This window comes from Gellertiella hungarica, assembly GCF_014197145.1.
GTDB lineage: Bacteria > Pseudomonadota > Alphaproteobacteria > Rhizobiales > Rhizobiaceae > Gellertiella > Gellertiella hungarica.
Genome location: NZ_JACIEZ010000002.1, coordinates 186,254 through 201,999, shown reverse-complemented (window position 1 = coordinate 201,999; position 15,746 = coordinate 186,254). Strand labels below are relative to the sequence as shown.

At 65.6% G+C, this 15,746-nt stretch carries 15 protein-coding genes, 1 tRNA gene and 1 riboswitch; of the genes, 9 read left to right on the top strand and 7 right to left on the bottom strand.

Annotated elements, in window-relative coordinates; translation table 11 throughout:
* Positions 1 to 23: 23 nt before the first annotated feature.
* Together GGR23_RS05525 and GGR23_RS05520 are read right to left on the bottom strand one after the other, a co-directional pair.
* Complete coding sequence (locus GGR23_RS05525) at positions 24 to 2,531, bottom strand: ligase-associated DNA damage response DEXH box helicase (protein ID WP_183365759.1); 2,508 nt, start codon at positions 2,529 to 2,531, stop codon at positions 24 to 26.
* A 317-nt stretch (positions 2,532 to 2,848) separates the two neighbouring features.
* Complete coding sequence (locus GGR23_RS05520) at positions 2,849 to 3,778, bottom strand: class I SAM-dependent DNA methyltransferase (RefSeq protein ID WP_183365147.1); 930 nt, start codon at positions 3,776 to 3,778, stop codon at positions 2,849 to 2,851.
* Positions 3,779 to 3,924: 146 nt separating this feature from the next.
* Between GGR23_RS05520 and GGR23_RS05515 the strand changes: the two genes are divergently transcribed.
* The 3 genes from GGR23_RS05515 to GGR23_RS05505 are packed head-to-tail and all read left to right on the top strand — an operon-like array spanning position 3,925 to position 6,057.
* Positions 3,925 to 4,191: a DUF6460 domain-containing protein gene (locus GGR23_RS05515; protein WP_183365146.1), complete on the top strand. Its 267-nt coding sequence runs from the start codon at positions 3,925 to 3,927 to the stop codon at positions 4,189 to 4,191.
* A 4-nt stretch (positions 4,192 to 4,195) separates the two neighbouring features.
* Positions 4,196 to 4,696, top strand: a complete 501-nt coding sequence (locus tag GGR23_RS05510) for a CAP domain-containing protein (RefSeq protein WP_183365145.1) — start codon at positions 4,196 to 4,198, stop codon at positions 4,694 to 4,696.
* A 23-nt stretch (positions 4,697 to 4,719) separates the two neighbouring features.
* Positions 4,720 to 6,057 carry an MATE family efflux transporter gene (locus GGR23_RS05505; RefSeq protein ID WP_183365144.1) on the top strand — a complete coding sequence of 446 codons (1,338 nt, stop codon included), beginning with the start codon at positions 4,720 to 4,722 and terminating at the stop codon, positions 6,055 to 6,057.
* Here GGR23_RS05505 and GGR23_RS05500 read toward each other — a convergent pair.
* Both GGR23_RS05500 and GGR23_RS05495 read right to left on the bottom strand, forming a co-directional pair.
* Positions 6,036 to 7,118, bottom strand: coding sequence for a quinone-dependent dihydroorotate dehydrogenase (locus tag GGR23_RS05500; protein ID WP_183365758.1), 1,083 nt, complete (start codon positions 7,116 to 7,118; stop codon positions 6,036 to 6,038). The genes GGR23_RS05505 and GGR23_RS05500 overlap by 22 nt on opposite strands.
* On the bottom strand, positions 7,118 to 7,465 hold the full coding sequence (locus tag GGR23_RS05495; protein ID WP_183365143.1) for a DUF952 domain-containing protein: 348 nt from the start codon (positions 7,463 to 7,465) through the stop codon (positions 7,118 to 7,120). Before GGR23_RS05495 ends, GGR23_RS05500 begins: the two co-directional genes overlap by 1 nt.
* Positions 7,466 to 7,689: 224 nt before the next feature.
* Here GGR23_RS05495 and GGR23_RS05490 point away from each other — a divergent pair, with 224 nt between their 5' ends.
* The 3 genes from GGR23_RS05490 to GGR23_RS05480 all read left to right on the top strand — a co-directional run bounded on the left by GGR23_RS05490 (position 7,690) and on the right by GGR23_RS05480 (position 9,627).
* Complete coding sequence (locus GGR23_RS05490; protein WP_183365142.1) at positions 7,690 to 8,337, top strand: response regulator; 648 nt, start codon at positions 7,690 to 7,692, stop codon at positions 8,335 to 8,337.
* Positions 8,338 to 8,454: 117 nt separating this feature from the next.
* The gene (locus GGR23_RS05485; protein WP_183365141.1) at positions 8,455 to 9,120 is read left to right on the top strand and encodes a S24 family peptidase; all 666 of its coding nucleotides are present in this window, start codon (positions 8,455 to 8,457) and stop codon (positions 9,118 to 9,120) included.
* Positions 9,121 to 9,213: 93 nt separating this feature from the next.
* A complete protein-coding gene (locus GGR23_RS05480) occupies positions 9,214 to 9,627 on the top strand; it encodes a tellurite resistance TerB family protein (protein ID WP_183365140.1) in 414 nt (137 codons plus the stop codon).
* A 16-nt stretch (positions 9,628 to 9,643) separates the two neighbouring features.
* Here the strand turns inward: GGR23_RS05480 and GGR23_RS05475 are convergent, their stop codons facing one another.
* Positions 9,644 to 10,519 carry a transporter substrate-binding domain-containing protein gene (locus GGR23_RS05475; protein WP_183365139.1) on the bottom strand — a complete coding sequence of 292 codons (876 nt, stop codon included), beginning with the start codon at positions 10,517 to 10,519 and terminating at the stop codon, positions 9,644 to 9,646.
* A 112-nt stretch (positions 10,520 to 10,631) separates the two neighbouring features.
* Here GGR23_RS05475 and GGR23_RS05470 point away from each other — a divergent pair, with 112 nt between their 5' ends.
* Complete coding sequence (locus tag GGR23_RS05470) at positions 10,632 to 12,506, top strand: glycosyltransferase family 2 protein (protein WP_183365138.1); 1,875 nt, start codon at positions 10,632 to 10,634, stop codon at positions 12,504 to 12,506.
* On the opposite strand, the gene GGR23_RS05465 is transcribed toward GGR23_RS05470, so the two are convergent.
* A tRNA-Gly gene (locus GGR23_RS05465) sits at positions 12,495 to 12,568 on the bottom strand. The two genes, GGR23_RS05470 and GGR23_RS05465, sit on opposite strands and share 12 nt — an antisense overlap.
* 52 nt (positions 12,569 to 12,620) lie before the next feature.
* The gene (locus GGR23_RS05460; RefSeq protein WP_183365137.1) at positions 12,621 to 13,727 is read right to left on the bottom strand and encodes a 2'-deoxycytidine 5'-triphosphate deaminase; all 1,107 of its coding nucleotides are present in this window, start codon (positions 13,725 to 13,727) and stop codon (positions 12,621 to 12,623) included.
* A gap of 109 nt (positions 13,728 to 13,836) precedes the next feature.
* Positions 13,837 to 13,914: riboswitch (SAM riboswitch) on the top strand.
* A 49-nt stretch (positions 13,915 to 13,963) separates the two neighbouring features.
* Here GGR23_RS05460 and GGR23_RS05455 point away from each other — a divergent pair.
* The gene (locus GGR23_RS05455) at positions 13,964 to 15,148 is read left to right on the top strand and encodes an O-succinylhomoserine sulfhydrylase (RefSeq protein ID WP_183365136.1); all 1,185 of its coding nucleotides are present in this window, start codon (positions 13,964 to 13,966) and stop codon (positions 15,146 to 15,148) included.
* 188 nt (positions 15,149 to 15,336) lie between these two features.
* Positions 15,337 to 15,729: a Co2+/Mg2+ efflux protein ApaG gene (gene apaG, locus GGR23_RS05450; protein ID WP_183365135.1), complete on the top strand. Its 393-nt coding sequence runs from the start codon at positions 15,337 to 15,339 to the stop codon at positions 15,727 to 15,729.
* Positions 15,730 to 15,746: the final 17 nt, after the last annotated feature.

Sequence of the window (15,746 nt, the reverse complement as noted above, 5' to 3'; positions counted from 1 at the left end):
GTCCTCGGCAGCGGGTTGGCGGGTCACATCATGGCTTCCGCAATCAGGTCCTCGGCGGCTTCTGCCAGCAGGGAATCCTGCGCCTCGCCCGCCACCGGTTCGCGCCCGATCTCCAGCATGACCGGCACGGCAAGCGGCGAGATGTGCTCCAAGGCCTGATGGGTGATATGCCCCTTGATTCGTTTCAGCATATCGCCAAGACGGCCGATATCCAAAAGCCCCGTTGCCGCATCCCGCCGGGTGGCCTCCAGCAGGATGTGATCCGGCTCGTGGCTGCGCAGCACGTCATAGATGAGATCGGCGGAGACCGTGACCTGCCGCCCGCTCTTTTCCTTTCCGGGGTGGCGCCTTTCGATGAGCCCGGCGATGACGGCACAGTTACGGAAGGTGCGCTTCAGCATGAAGCTTTCGGCAAGCCATGCCTCCAGATCGTCGCCGAGCATGTCCTCCTCGAACAGCTCGCCGAGCGGCAGCCGGCCGGAGCGGATCATCCGCCCCATGTCCTCCAGTCCCCAGACCGCGAGTGCGTAATCGGTGGCGACGAAGCCGAGCGGCTTTGCCCCTGAGCGCTCCAGCCGGCGGGTCAGCAGCATGCCGAGCGTCTGGTGCGCAAGCCTGCCCTCGAAGGGGTAGAGCACCATGAAATGCCGGTTGCCGCGCGGGAAGGTTTCGACCAGAAGCTCGCCGCGCCCGGGCAGGACGGATTTCTCCTTCTGCAGCGACAGCCAGTCGCGCACCTGGTCGGGCAGGCTCTGCCAGCGGTCTGGATCGGCCAGCATGGCCCGCACCTGATCGGCGAGATAGGTGGAGAGCGGAAACTTGCCCCCCGCATAGGCGGGGATCTTCGGATCGAGATGGAAGGCCTGGCTTGCAAGGCACTCGTTCTCGCGGATGCCCTCGAAGCGGAGCACCTTGCCGGCAAAGAGGAAGGTGTCGCCCTGGGTAAGGGATTCCAGGAAGCTCTCCTCCACCTTGCCGAGCGAGGCCCCGCCCCGCCCGATGGTGCCTCTCGCATTGCGCTTGACGAGCCGGATGTTGAGCATCGGGCTTTCGATGATGGTGCCGACATTCAGCCGGTATTGCTGCGCCACCTGCGGATTGGAGATGCGCCAGAGCCCGTCCTTCGTCTTCCGGATGCGGGCATAGCGCTCGTAGCTTCTGAGCGCATAGCCGCCGGTCGCGACGAAATCGACGATCTTCTCGAAGGTTTCCCAGGCGAGCATCCGGTAGGGATAGGCCGAGCGCACCTCCTCGTGCAGCGCAACGGCATCGAAGGGGCCGGCGCAGGCAATGCCGAGCACATGCTGGGCAAGCACGTCGAGCGCCCCCTCCCCGATCGGCGGCGTATCCTGCGCGCCGATATAATTGGCATCGAGGGCCGCCTGGCACTCCATCACCTCGAAGCGGTTGGCGGGCACGAGGATCGCCCGGCTCGGCTCGTCCATGCGGTGGTTCGAGCGGCCGATGCGCTGGGCAAGCCGGCTCGCCCCCTTCGGCGCGCCCACATGGATGACGAGGTCCACGTCGCCCCAGTCGATGCCGAGGTCGAGCGTCGAGGTGGCAACGACCGCGCGCAGCCGGTTTTCCGCCATCGCCGCCTCCACCCGACGGCGCTGGCTGACATCGAGCGAGCCGTGATGGAGCGCGATCGGCAGGTTGTCGTCGTTGATCGTCCAGAGCTCCTGAAAGAGCATTTCCGCCTGCGAACGGGTGTTGACGAAAAGCAGCGTCGTCTTGAAATCCTTCAGCGTCTCGTAGACGTCGCGCATCGCATAGCGGGCCGAATGGCCGGACCAGGGAACGCGCTCTTCCGTGCCGAGGATGGTGATATCAGGCTTTGCCCCACCCGCCACCGTGACCATGCCGGCGCGGCGCGCCTCGCCCTCGGCCTGTGGCACCAGCCAGCCGCACAGCTCCTCCGGCTCGGCGACCGTTGCCGACAGCCCGATGGTGCGCAGCCCCGGCGCGAGCCTGTGCAGTCGTGCCAGCCCCAGCGAAAGCAGGTGCCCGCGCTTCGATGTCACCAGCGAATGAAGCTCGTCCAGCACCACGAAGCGGAGATCCCTGAAGAACCGCTCCGCATCCTTCGACGCAATCAGCAGCGCCAGCTGCTCCGGCGTGGTGAGCAATATGTCCGGCGGATTGAGCTTCTGGCGCTGGCGCTTGCCCGTCGGCGTATCGCCGGTGCGGTTCTCGATGTTAACGGGAAGGCCCATGTCCGTAACGGGCCGCGACAGGTTGCGCTCGATATCGACGGCCAGCGCCTTCAGCGGCGAGATGTAGAGCGTGTGCACCCCATGAAAACCGGTCCCCGGCTTCGGCCTGCCGCGGGCCGCAAGCTCGGTGAGCGCCGGCAGGAAGCCGGCAAGTGTCTTGCCCGCACCCGTCGGCGCGATCAGCAGCGTGCTTTCCCCGTCGCGCGCACGCCGCAGCAGCTCCAGCTGATGCGCACGCGGCTGCCAGCCCTTTTCCGCGAACCAGCGGAGAAAGACGGGGGGCAACAGGGCAAGGGCGGCATCGTGTTCGGTCACATCGGCCAAGGTAGTGATGGGGAAGGAAAAGGGAAAGGGGGAACGGAGGTGCGAAGAGACCGGGGCAGATGCAGGCGCCGGCCTTTCCCTGCAAGCCGTCGAGTTTGAGGCACGGCACCCCCCTCTGCCCTGCCGGGCATCTCCCCCTCAAGGGGGGAGATCGGGATGGGTTCATGTGGGCAGTCCCTCGCAAACGTATCTGCAAATGAGACGCTTGTTATTTGGGGAAATCAAAAACCACGAAGTCGATCTCCCCCCTTGAGGGGGAGATGCCCCGGCAGGGGCAGAGGGGGGTGCGGGGCCTCAAACTCGGCGCTTCAGGCCGCTGCCAGGAACAGGATGCCATGCACCGGAGCGCCGGCATCCATGCGGATGACGGTGCGCTCCAGATGGGTGAGGCTGAAGCCGTGGGCGGCGAGCGTGGTGCGGACATAGGCTTCGGTATGGGCGTAGCGCATGGACTGGACGAGACGGAAGCCGTCACCATCGCCGGCGTCCTCGACGGAGAAGGCGAAGAGGCCGGCCGGAGCCAGCAGGTCGCGGGCGAGACGGAAGGGCTGGCCGAGATCGCCGAGATACATGAGCACGTCGGCGGCACTGACGAGATCGGCGCGGAAGAGACCGCGATCATCCGAAAACAGGCCGGAGGCCTCGGCGTCGAGGGAGAGATCCGCCTGGCCGAGATGATCGTAGACCGCCTTGGCCTCCGCTTCGCGCAGCATGTTGCGGGAGAGATCGTAGCCCTCGAGCCAGTTGACGCCGGACCGGATTTCCACCCCGAAAAGCCCCGTGCCGCAGCCGAGATCGATCGCCGTTGCGAAATGGCGGCCCTGCGTGTCGACAAGCGCCTTCAGCTTCTGCGGCACGCTGTAGCCGAGGCGTTCGACGAGCGCCTTGTCGAAGCGGGCGGCATAATCGTCGAAGAGCTGCTCCACATAGCGGCTCGGCGGATGGTCGGGCACCCCTGCCCGGCCGAGCAGGGCGAGCTTCAGCGGCGCGCCGAACACGCCTTCGGGATCGAGCGAGGCGGTGCGGGCATAGGCGTCGGCCGCCTGATCGGGAAGCCCGGCCTTTTCCCGATACTCGCCGAGGCGGAACCAGCCTGCCGCCCAGCCGGGGGCGAGCTCCAGCGCCTGCTCGATCAGTTCGGCGGCGCCCGTAAAATCGCCACCTTCGGCCATCATGCGGGCATAATCGGCGCGCCTGTCGGCAAGCACATCGCCGGAGGAAAGCTGGTTGGGTGCCATCGAGAATAACTCCGCCTTGAATTCCGAAGCGACGCCTTCTCGCCCCGGCGCGGCAAAAAGGCAAGAAGCCACCGCCTGCCTGCCGCGCAAAAAGGCTTGCGGGCGCAAAATCCGCGGCCTATCCAGAGCCAAACAGGAGAACGACCATGCCGGACTCAGTCAACCGGTTTCTTGGAGACACCCCCGCCCGCACCATCATCAAGCTGCTGGTGGTGTCGCTGATCGTCGGCTTCTTCATGAAGATCTTCGACATCATGCCGCTGGATATCGTCGACAATATCCGCTTCTTCCTCATCGATCTCTGGGAAACGGGCTTTCAGGCGCTCGGGCGCTTCGGCACCTATCTGGTGCTGGGTGGCTCGGTCGTCATCCCGGTCTTCATCCTCATCCGCATCCTGAGCTACAAGCGCTGACGCCATGACTTCGAACATTCTCGATCGCCGCAGCATTCTCGCCGGCGCCGCCCTTTCCATTGCCGCCCTCCTTGCCGGCTGCGCAACGCCACCGCCGCCTTCAAAGCCCAGCAATGCGCGGGATTATTCCGCCGCGGCCGTCGCTTCGGTCAACGCGCTCCGCGCCCGGAAGGGGCTGGCCCCGGTCGCCGCCGATCCGGCTGCCGCCGGTGCAGCCGTGGCGCAGGCCAGGCGCATGGTGTCCTACCGGAAGATGGCGCACCTGCTCGGACCCGGAGACGATTTCAAGGCGCGGATGAAGGGCGGCGGTGTCGCCCTCCCCGCAGCGGAAAACGTCGCGGCCGGCCAGGGAAGCCTGGAGGAAGCCATCGACGCCTGGGTGAAGTCGCCGAAGCATCTGCACAACATGCTGGGCGATTATTCCGGCATGGGTGTCGCGGTGGCCTATGACGCCTCCAACGGCAACCGGCCCTACTGGGCCATGGTGCTTTCCAACCCGCGCTGAACAGCAACGAAGGCAGTGAACCGATGAGCGACAACACCGCCGGCGGACCCTTTACCGTCACGCACCGGCTGGTGCTTTCCATCGCCGTGCCGATGACGCTCGCCTTCGTGACGACGCCGCTCCTCGGCTTCACCGATACCGCCGTGGTGGGTCGCATGGGCAGTGCCGCCGCCCTTGCCGGCCTCACCATCGGCGCGGTGCTCTTCGACTTCCTCTATTCGATCTTCAATTTCCTGCGCTCCTCGACGACCGGCCTTGTCGCCCAGGCCTATGGGCGGGGCGATCTCGAAGGGCAGCGGCACGTCTTCTGGCGAGCGCTGCTGCTCTCGCTCGTCTGTGGCGCGGCGATGCTTCTGATCTCGCCCGCCGTGCTGAAAGCCGGCCTGTTCCTGATGGGGGCGACGGGAGAGGCGGCGGAGGTCACCTCCACCTATTTCTCGATCCGGATCCTTGCCGGACCCATGGCGCTCGCCAATTTCGCGATCCTCGGCTTCCTCCTCGGGCGCGGGCAGGCCACGGCAGGTCTTGTCATCCAGATCGTCATCAACCTCATCAACATCGTGCTGGCCATCTGGCTCGGGCTCTCGCTGAAGATGGGGGTCGCAGGCGTCGCCTGGGGGACGGTTGCCGGCGAAACCATCGGCATGCTCGCGGGGCTGGCGCTATCGGTCAAGGGGCTGGGCGGGCTCAGGATGCCCCCGCTTTCCGTGCTGCTCGACGCGGCGCGGCTCAAGGAAATGTTCGCGCTGAACCGGGATCTTCTCATCCGCACCTTCGTGCTGCTCGCGGCCTACATGCTGATGACGCGGATCGGCGCGTCCTTCGGGCCGGTCACGCTGGCCGCCAATGCCGTGCTGATGAATTTCGTGATGATCTCCGCCTTCTATCTCGACGGGCTCGCCAATGCCGCCGAGCAGCTGACGGGACGCGCGATCGGTGCCGGCTATCGGCCGGCCTTCGACCGGGCGGTAAAGCTGACGACGCTGTGGTCGATGGCGCTGGCCGGAGCGGCGGCGCTCTTCTTCACCGGCTTCGGCACACCGATCATCGCCTTTCTCACGACCGTGCCCGAGGTGCAGGATGCTGCGCGGGAGGTGATGATCTATGCCGCGCTTTCCGGCCTCACCGGGGCGCTTGCCTTCCTGATGGACGGGGTCTTCATCGGCGCCACCTGGTCGCGCGACATGCGCAACCAGATGCTGCTTTCCTTCCTCGCCTTCCTCGCGGCCCTTGCGCTGCTGGTGCCGCTCCTCGGCAATCACGGGCTCTGGATCGCCTTCAATCTCTTCCTGCTCGCGCGCGGGCTCTTCCTCTACCGTCTGCTGCCGGGCAAGGCGGCTCAGGCCTTTGCGGCCCAGTAATCGAGCTTCGTGTCGCGCAGATCGCGGATCGAGGCTGCCTTCTCCCGGTCGAGGATGCCAGAAAGGCCGCTGACGATCCGTCCCGGCAGCCCCGGCCCTTCATAGACCATGCAGGAATAGAGCTGCACGAGATCGGCCCCGGCACGGATCTTCTCCGCCGCTGTTTCCGCCGAGGAAACCCCGCCGACGCCGATGATCGGCAGGCCGGCGCCCACCCGCTTGCGCATCGCGGCCAGGACGGCGGTGGATTTCTCGAAGAGCGGTGCGCCGGAAAGGCCGCCCGCCTCGCCCTTCTGCGGGTCGGAGAGACCGTCGCGCGCGAGCGTCGTGTTGGAGACGATCAGCCCGTCGAGATCGTGGGCGAACACCTCGGCCGCGATGTCGTCCATGCCTTCGGGCGTCAGATCGGGCGCGATCTTCAGGAAGACCGGCACGCGGCGGCCGGATGTCGCGGCCTCCTCGGCGCGGACGGCAAGCACGGCACCGAGGAGGGCGGCAAGGCTTTCGCGCGCCTGCAGGTCGCGCAGGCCGGGCGTGTTGGGCGACGAGATGTTGGCGGTGAAATAGGTCGCGACGCCATAGAAAGCGCGGATGCCCTTCACATAGTCGTCGATCCGGTCGGCACTGTCCTTGTTGGCGCCGATATTGACGCCGACGATGCCGCTGCCGGTGCGGGCCTTCAGCCGGGCAAGCGCGGCCCGATGCCCCTCGTTGTTGAAGCCGAGCCGGTTGATGACGGCGCGCTCCCGCTCCAGCCGGAACATGCGCGGCTTCGGATTGCCGGGCTGCGCAAGCGGGGTGAGCGTGCCCACTTCGGCAAAACCGAAGCCGAGCTTCAGGAGCTGGTCCGGCACTTCGGCATTCTTGTCATAGCCGGCTGCCATGCCGATCGGGTTCGGGAAGCGGATGCCGGCCACCGTCTGCGCGAGCCGCTGATCGGCGGGCGCGGCGCAGGCGGGCACGAGGCCGGTCTTGAGCCCGGCAATCGAAAGCCCGTGGGCCGTCTCGGGATCAAAGAGAAAGAGGCCCTTGCGGCCAAGGCGGTCGAACAATGCGGACATCATGCCATCTCCGGAAACTGGTGGCGGCCGTCGGGGCCGAGCGGCAGGGGCTTTTCCCAGAGCACCGCGCCCATGGGAAGATGGGCGTAGAGATGCGGGAAGAGATCGCCGCCACGGGAGGGCTCGTATTTCAGCGCATCGCCGAGCGCAGCACCCTCGACGGCGACAAGAAGCAGGCCCTTCTGGCCCGCGAAATGGCGATCCGCCGTTTCCCGCGCCTGGGCGGCGGTGGAGAAGTGGATATAGCCATCGGTGAGATCGATCGCAGCGCCGCGGAAGAGGCCCTCCGCCCGCGCCTCGGCCCAGAGGCTCTCCGGTACAATCTTGTAAATGACGCCGCCTGCCATGGAATGCTCTCCCGCTTGCCTGATGCCCCCGCATTTGCCGGAAGCGGGCGAATTTGTCCACGGTTTCGGCAAAGCTATCGCGAAATGCATGGCTGCAATTCCCCGAGAGGCGGGAAATGGCCCTTTCTCTTGGCTACCGAGGTGTTATAAACATCTGAAATGCCAAGCAGGCAGGCAGCCCCGGTAGCGGGACGACCGGAGCGGCTCTTGGGAGGGAGCACGGCATGTCAGCACTTTCGATCATCATCGCGGACGATCATCCATTGTTCCGCGGAGCGCTTCGCCAGGCCATCGCCGGGATGGAGGGCGAACACGACATCACCGAAGCCGGGGATTTCGCCGCCGCACACCATGCCGCAGAAAACAATCCGAGTGCGGATCTGATGCTGCTCGATCTCGCCATGCCGGGCGTGAGCGGCTTTTCGGGCCTGATGGCGCTTCGGGCCGAGTTTCCGAACCTGCCTGTGGTCATCGTGTCGGCCAGCGACGACAGCGCGACCGTGCACCGGGCGCTGCAGCTTGGCGCATCCGGCTTCATCTCCAAATCCTCCGGCATCGAGGACATAAGGCTGGCGATCAAGGCGGTGCTCGACGGCGACATCGCCACCCCGCCGGGATACCAGGGTGCCGTGGAGAGCGATCCGGAATCCGCCGATCTCATCAACCGCCTGCGCACGCTGACCCCGCAGCAGAGCCGCGTGCTCGGCATGCTTGCCGAAGGCCTGCTCAACAAGCAGATCGCCTACGAGCTCGGCGTTTCGGAAGCAACGATCAAGGCCCATGTGTCGGCGATCCTTCTCAAGCTGAACGTCGACAGCCGCACGCAGGCCGTCATCCAGCTCGGCAAGATCAACACGACAATGGTTGCGTAAATCCGTTTCGCCTTACAAGGATTATTTTCCTTATAAACCCTTTACGGTTCCCGCCGCTTCGTCTATTGTCCGGGCATTGACCGAGGCGGTTATCGCCGATGCGATGGAATGCTGCCCATGTTTTCACATGACCGAATCTGGAATGCGATAGACCGCATTGCCGAGAAGAACCATCTGACCCCCTCGGGCCTTGCACGCAGGGCGGGCCTCGATCCGACCGCCTTCAACAAGTCGAAGCGCGTGGGCGCGGATGGCCGGCAGCGCTGGCCCTCCACGGAATCCGTTTCCAAGGTGCTCGAGGCAACCGGGGCGACGCTGGACGAGTTTCTCGCCTTCGTGCAGGGCAAGCCGCCGGCAAAGACGGTGCCGGAAGGCGCTTTCCCCCCGCAGATCGACAGCATCCCGCTTCTTGGCTTCGCACAGGCCGGCTCCGGCGGCTATTTCGATGACGGCGGCTTTCCGGCCGGCGAAGGCTGGGACGTGGTGGATTTTCCCACCAATGCGGAGCGCCGCGCGGGCGTCTATGCCCTCGAGGTCCAGGGCGACAGCATGATGCCCGTCTATCGGGAAGGCGACGTGCTGATCGTCGAGCCGGGCGCGCAGATCCGCCGGGGCGACCGTGTCGTGGTCAAGACCCGGGATGGCGAGGTGATGGCGAAGGTGCTGCTGCGCCAGACACCGCGGGCGCTGGAACTGATGTCGCTGAACCAGGACCACCCCAACAGAACGCTGGACTCCGGAGACGTGGAGTGGGTGGCGCGGATCATCTGGGCAAGCCAGTAAGGGCTTGACCGCCCGCGACGCTGCACTCCGGGCTTGCAATGGTGCGCTGCGTTTCCTAAGTCTCGTGTCACGAGCATTACAGGGCAGGAACCGATGTCAGCATCCGTCAGCGTCGAAGAGGCGCTCATCTTCACCATGGTCATCGCGTCCGCCGTGGACAACCAGATGAGCGATCCGGAACTGGGGCACATCGGCAAGCTGGTGAAGTCGCTTCCGGTCTTTTCCAGGTTCGAGGCCACACGGCTTCTCGACGTCTCGCAGGAATGCACCCTGCTGGTGTCGGGCCCGCTCGGTCTGGACGGCGTGCTGCTGGTCATCCGGGATGCGCTGCCCGAGCGGCTTTACGACACGGCCTATGCGCTGGCCGTCGAGGTTGCCTCCGCCGACCTGAAGGTGCGCCCCGAGGAACTGCGCCTCCTGTCACGGCTGCGCGATACCTTCGGGCTCGACAAGCTCACCTGCGCCGCCATCGAACGCAGCGCCATCGCGCGCTACCGCAAGGGCTGAGCCCAGCGTCCCGGCCTCAGTAAAGGCCGTAGGGGAAATAGCGCAGGTAAAGCTCCTTGAGCCGCCCCTCGCGCGAAAGCGTCAGAAGCGCGTGGTCCATGGCCTGGGTCAGAACGCTGTCCTCGGGCCGCATCATGATCGTCAGCCCCTCCCCCAGATAGCGGGTCGAATAGTAAGGCCCGTCGAAGAGGCTGCAGCATTTGTCGGCTTCCGGTCCGGCTGCCCAGAAGGCGAGCTGGACACCATCGGCGAAAACTGCATCCACCTTCCGCTCCTTGAGCGCCTTCAGCATGGCTTCCTGGTCCGGGAAGAGCACCGGCCTTGCGTCCGGGAAATAAGCCCGGGCCATGGCCTCGTGAACACTCTTGCCGACGACGCCCAGAGGCCGGCCCTTCAGCGCCGCCGCGCCCTCGCCCTTCAGCTCTGCGGCGCGGTTCCTCAGAAAGCGGGCCGGCAGGGTCATGAACGGGCGGGAAAAAAGATAATTGGCCCGCAATTCGTCGGTGATCGCCACCCCGGCGATGATGGCGTCGCCCTCGCCGCGATCGAGCGCCGGGCGCAACTCCTCAAAGGGCATGGCCTGAATCTGGCAGCGGGCGGTGATATCCAGTTCGGCACAGATCTCGCGCGCCAGATCCACATGGAATCCGGCCGGCCTGCCGGTCGAATCCGCGAAGTTGAAGGGCGGAAAGTCCAGCGAGGTCAGGAATCGCAACCGCGCGACGCCGGAGAGATCCGGCTTTGCCAGCCGCTCGCGCGCATCGAAAAGCAGCGGAAAGGCGGTACCGCCCGTCCTCGCCTCCTGTGCCCGGCCCTGCACGGGGCCTGCGGCGGCAAGGACCAGCAGCGCCAGGAGCGCAGAACGGAAATTTAACCCTATCTTTTTTAGCATGTTTAAATATGATGTCTCCATGCCGAGCGCACCGCCGGTGCGCCACCGAGAGAACCGCACTTTCCGGATGAAAAAGCAAGAGGATGACGGGGGCTTTTCTGCCCCGGACGACATGCCCGAACGACACGGAGAAGAGTCCGATCCGCGGATCGAACTGCTTGCCTCGCTATCCCTCAGCGTCGACGCGATCATCGCCGCCTATCGCTTTGCCCGCGAAAGGGGCACGAGCCTCGAAGCGGAGCTGATCGGCGAGGGAATGGTGGAGGAAGTGGCGCTCTACCGCGCCATCGCGCTGCGTCTCGACCTGCCCTTCATGGAGGAGATCGATCCGGCGCTGGTGGAGCCGCATCCGGCGCTCCACGGGCTTTTCGTCCGCCCGACGGCCCTGCGCCTGAAGCGCAGCGCGCGCAGCTCCACCGTGGCGAGCGCGCCGCTCCTCGAAAGCCTGCCATCGCTGATCGGGGCCATGGGCCGTTCGCCGCGCCTGCGCGAGCGCATCGTCATCACCACGCCCTCGGCCATTCGCCGGTGCGTGTGGCAGGTCGGCGTCAGGCGTCATGCAAGGCGGGCGGTAGCCGGGCTGTTCGACCTGGCGCCCCAGTTCAGCGCGCGAATGACGCTCATGCCCTGGCAGGCCTTTCTGCTGGGGCTTGCGGTGGCGGCTCTCTTCATCACCGCGCTCTTCTTTCCGATGATGCTGCTGCACACGCTGCATGCCGCCCTGGGCATCATCTATGTGCTGGCAATCGGCCTGCGGCTCCGGGCCCTGCTCTGGCGCCGGAAGCGGCCGGAGCCGGCGCCTCCGCCGGAACCTGCCGGGCCATTGCCGGTCTACACGGTTCTGGTTGCCCTCTATCGCGAGGCGGAGGTGGTGGACCAGCTGCTGGACGCCCTTCTGGCCCTCGACTGGCCGGCCTCCCGCCTCGACATCAAGCTCGTCTGCGAGGAAGACGACCGCTCGACCCTCGGCGCACTCGCCGTCAGGACGCTGCCACCCCATGTGGAGGTGGTGCGGGTGCCGGCCACCGGTCCCCGTACGAAACCGAAGGCGCTCACCTATGCGCTGGCCGGGAGCCGGGGCGACTACGTGACCATCTATGATGCGGAGGACAGGCCGCATCCGCTCCAGCTGCGCGAGGCGCATGCGCGGTTTGCGGCCGGTGACGAATGGCTGGCATGCCTGCAGGCGCCTCTGGTGGTGGACAACAGCCATGCGAGCTGGCTCTCGGATCTGTTCAGCATCGAATACTTCGCCCAGTTCCACTGCTTCCTGCCGATGCTTGCCGCGCGCGGCCGGCCGCTGCCGCTGGGCGGCACCTCCAATCATTTCCGCAGGAATGCCTTGCTGGCAGTCGGTGCCTGGGACCCCTACAACGTGACCGAGGATGCCGATCTCGGGCTCAGGCTCGCCCGGCGGGGCTATCGAACGGGCCTCATCGAGCGGCCCACCTGGGAGGACGCACCCGAAACGGTGCCAGTGTGGCTGCACCAGCGCAGCCGGTGGCTGAAGGGATGGCTTCAGACGTTCCTCGTGGCCATGCGCAACCCGCGCCGGCTGTTGGGCGAAATCGGCCCGGCGAGCATGGCCGTTTCGCTGCTGACCTGTGCCGGAATGGTTCTGTCAGCCCTGCTCTACCCGTTCTTTTTCGTCAGCCTCGGCATCCTCTCCTGGCGCTTTGCAAGCGGCAGCCTGCCCGGGATCGCTTCGGCCGAGGCGATGTTCTACCTGATCGACGGCATGGCCATGGCCGGCGGGCTGGCCTACACGCTTGCCGCAGCCCGCCTGCGCCGCCAGACGACCGGCGAAAGACTGGCCCCTTACCGCGCGCTGCTGATCCCCGTCCTGTGGCTGCTCCTCACGCTCGCTGCGTGGAAGGCAATCGGCGACCTCATCCGCAACCCGCATGGATGGAACAAGACACCGCACCAGCCATCGCGGCGGAAGACGGGATTGACGACGGAATGGGGAGAAAAGTGGAGCGGGTGAAGGGAATCGAACCCTCGTATTCAGCTTGGGAAGCTGCTGCTCTACCATTGAGCTACACCCGCACGCCAACCCTTTTGTCCGGTTTCGGGGCTGCTTGTCAAGCAGCGCCGCGCATCAGCCGCGCTGCTGCGGCGGACGGAAATGCTTGGAGAGCTTCAGCCCCTGCGCCTGGTAGTTGGAGCCCTGCTGCCCATAGAGCCCCTCGGGCCGGGTGAGCATGTGCTCGTAAACCAGCCGGCCGACGATCTGGCCGTGCTCGAGGATGAAGGGCACCTCGTGGCTGCGAACCTCGAGAACGGCGCGGCTGCCCGCACCGCCCGCGCCGGCATGGCCGAAGCCCGGGTCGAAGAAGCCCGCGTAATGGACGCGAAATTCCCCGACGAGCGGATCGAAGGGCGTCATCTCCGCCGCAAAGAGGGGCGGCACATGCACCGCCTCCCGCGAGACGAGGATGTAGAACTCATCGGGGTCGAGGATCAGCTCGCCGCTGCCGCGGGCATAGAGCGGCTCCCAGAAATCCAGCACCTCGTGAGCCGCCTTGCGGTCCACGTCGATCAGGCCGGTGTGGTGCTTGCCGCGATAGCCGACGAGCCCGTCGGGACCGGTGCCCTTGAGATCGATCGAGAGCGCGATGGCCCCGCCCGAAACGTTGGGCGCCTCGCTGGCCACCAGCGTTTCGGCGCCATGCAGCGCGAGCAGCTCGCTCTCGCCCAGGATGGAGTGGCCGATGCGGAACCGGATCTGCGACAGGCGCGAGCCGCGCCGCACCACGATGGGGAAGGTGCGCGGCGAGATTTCCAGATAGAGCGGCCCGCTGTAGCCTGCCGGGATCTTGTCGAATTCCTGCGCCCGGTCGGTGATGACGCGGGTGAAGATATCGAGCCGCCCGGTCGAGCTCTTGGGGTTCGCCGAAGCCGACATGCCGGCCGGCAGGTCGAGGCTTTCCATCAGGGGCACGATGTAGACGCAGCCTGTTTCCAGCACGGCGCCCTCTTCGAGGCTGATCTCGTGCAGGGTCAGGCGCTCGAGCTTTTCCGACACCAGCGCTCCCGGTCCCGGCATGAAACTCGCCCTGACCCGCATGGCCCGCGAGCCGAGCCTCAGGTCCAGGCTGGCGGGCTGGATCTGGTCGGCATCGAGCGGCGCCTCGCTCTTCAGCCTGCCTTCGGCGAACAGGGCGCGGATGGCGCCATCCGCAAGAATACCCGTGGTCCGTGCCATTTCCTGCTCCAATACACTCAAGGTCGCAACGGCCTGCCGGGCGACTTGTCCTCGCGACATTTCTTTCCGCCCACGCCAATTGACGCAAGCCTTAATCAGCGATAAGGCACCGTTATCCCGTGGTGATTTGGCCGGTCGGCTTGCAGCCACGTAAAACAAGTGGCTAAAGGACCGGGTTTCGACGAGACCGGTCCCCATTGGGCGACCGGTTTTTTTGTTATGGAAAGCAGATTGGCATGAGCAAGACCTGGCGACCCGCAACACAGCTCGTCCATGGCGGCACCACCCGCTCCCACCACGGCGAGACCTCCGAGGCGATCTTCCTGACGCAAGGCTTCGTCTACGAAACCTCGGAAGCCGCCGAGGCGCGCTTCAAGGGCGAGACGGACGGCTTCATCTATGCCCGATACGGCAGCCCCACCAACGACATGTTCGAAAAGCGCATGTGCATGCTGGAGGGCGCCGAGGACGCGCGCGCCACCGCATCGGGCATGGCTGCGGTTTCCGCCGCCATCCTCTGCCAGCTGAAGGCCGGCGATCACATCGTGGCCGCCCGCGCCCTCTTCGGATCCTGCCGCTGGGTGGTCGAGACGCTGGCGCCGAAATACGGCATCGAATGCACGCTGATCGACGGCCGCGATCTCGCAAACTGGGAGAAGGCAATCCGCCCGAACACCAAGGTGTTCTTCCTCGAAAGCCCCACCAACCCGACGTTGGAGGTGATCGACATCGCCGGCGTCGCCAGGCTCGCCAACCAGATCGGGGCGAAGGTGGTGGTGGACAACGTGTTTGCCACCCCGCTCTTCCAGAAGCCGCTGGAACTCGGCGCCCATGTGGTCGTCTACTCCGCCACCAAGCACATCGACGGCCAGGGCCGGTGCCTCGGCGGCATCGTGCTCTCGGACAAGAAGTGGATCGACGAAAACCTGCACGACTATTTCCGCCATACCGGACCGGCGATGTCGCCGTTCAACGCCTGGACGCTGCTGAAGGGCATCGAAACCCTGCCGTTGCGCGTCAGGCAGCAGACGGAGAATGCCGCCCGCGTGGCGGATTTTTTGGCCGAGCAGCCGCAGGTGGCCCGCGTGATCTACCCCGGCCGCAAGGACCACCCGCAGGCCGATATCGTCGCCAAGCAGATGAAGGGCGGTTCGACGCTGGTCTGCTTCGAGCTGAAGGGCGGCAAGGAAGCGGCATTTGCCTTCCAGAACGCGCTGGAGGTCGTGCGCATCTCCAACAATCTCGGCGATGCCAAGAGCCTGATCACCCATCCGGCGACGACCACCCACAAGAACCTCACCGACGAGGCCCGCGCGGAGCTCGGCATTTCCGCCGGCACGGTGCGCTATTCCGCCGGCATCGAGGATTCCGACGACCTCATCGAGGATTTTGCCGCCGCCCTCTCGCGGATCGGCAAGTGATCCCGTCACCCCATGCCGGGGCGGCTTGCGCCGCCCCGCACCTCCGTCCCGAAGACGGTGTTTTTCGTTTATGTTTAACTTTTTCTCTCTAAGGTTCCGGCGTTGATCCGGAATCGCCCATCATCCATATTCCGGCGCGGCCCAGTTGATGTAGAGTGCCAGTGACGGTCATATCGAAGGTTGAACCCATGTACAGGGCCCTGACGAGGGGTATCGAAGTCGTCATAGAACCCTATTATCTGGAGGAGCAATCCGATCCGGACGACGACCGCTATGTCTGGGGCTACCGGATCGTCATTTCCAACTTTTCCGAGGAGCCGGTGCGGCTGATCAGCCGCTACTGGCACATCACCGACCAGAACGGACAGGTGGACGAGGTCACGGGGCCGGGCGTCATCGGCGAGCAGCCGCATCTCGGGCCGGGCGACACCTATGAATATTCCTCGGGCTGCCCGCTCGACACGCCGTCGGGCGTGATGTTCGGCCGCTACCAGATGGAAACGGACCGCGGCGTCATCTTCGACGTCGACATCCCGGCCTTCTCGCTCGACGTGCCGGGACTGGTGCGCGTTCTGAACTGAGGCGCCGCCGCGCGCGG

Coding starts and splice junctions, on each gene's coding strand:
- GGR23_RS05520 (WP_183365147.1), bottom strand. CDS start 3,778: ATGGCACCCAACCAGCTTTCCTCCGGCGATGTGCTTGCCGACAGGCGC.
- GGR23_RS05515 (WP_183365146.1), top strand. CDS start 3,925: ATGCCGGACTCAGTCAACCGGTTTCTTGGAGACACCCCCGCCCGCACC.
- GGR23_RS05510 (WP_183365145.1), top strand. CDS start 4,196: ATGACTTCGAACATTCTCGATCGCCGCAGCATTCTCGCCGGCGCCGCC.
- GGR23_RS05505 (WP_183365144.1), top strand. CDS start 4,720: ATGAGCGACAACACCGCCGGCGGACCCTTTACCGTCACGCACCGGCTG.
- GGR23_RS05500 (WP_183365758.1), bottom strand. CDS start 7,118: ATGTCCGCATTGTTCGACCGCCTTGGCCGCAAGGGCCTCTTTCTCTTT.
- GGR23_RS05495 (WP_183365143.1), bottom strand. CDS start 7,465: ATGGCAGGCGGCGTCATTTACAAGATTGTACCGGAGAGCCTCTGGGCC.
- GGR23_RS05490 (WP_183365142.1), top strand. CDS start 7,690: ATGTCAGCACTTTCGATCATCATCGCGGACGATCATCCATTGTTCCGC.
- GGR23_RS05485 (WP_183365141.1), top strand. CDS start 8,455: ATGTTTTCACATGACCGAATCTGGAATGCGATAGACCGCATTGCCGAG.
- GGR23_RS05480 (WP_183365140.1), top strand. CDS start 9,214: ATGTCAGCATCCGTCAGCGTCGAAGAGGCGCTCATCTTCACCATGGTC.
- GGR23_RS05475 (WP_183365139.1), bottom strand. CDS start 10,519: ATGCTAAAAAAGATAGGGTTAAATTTCCGTTCTGCGCTCCTGGCGCTG.
- GGR23_RS05470 (WP_183365138.1), top strand. CDS start 10,632: ATGCCCGAACGACACGGAGAAGAGTCCGATCCGCGGATCGAACTGCTT.
- GGR23_RS05460 (WP_183365137.1), bottom strand. CDS start 13,727: ATGGCACGGACCACGGGTATTCTTGCGGATGGCGCCATCCGCGCCCTG.
- GGR23_RS05455 (WP_183365136.1), top strand. CDS start 13,964: ATGAGCAAGACCTGGCGACCCGCAACACAGCTCGTCCATGGCGGCACC.
- apaG (WP_183365135.1), top strand. CDS start 15,337: ATGTACAGGGCCCTGACGAGGGGTATCGAAGTCGTCATAGAACCCTAT.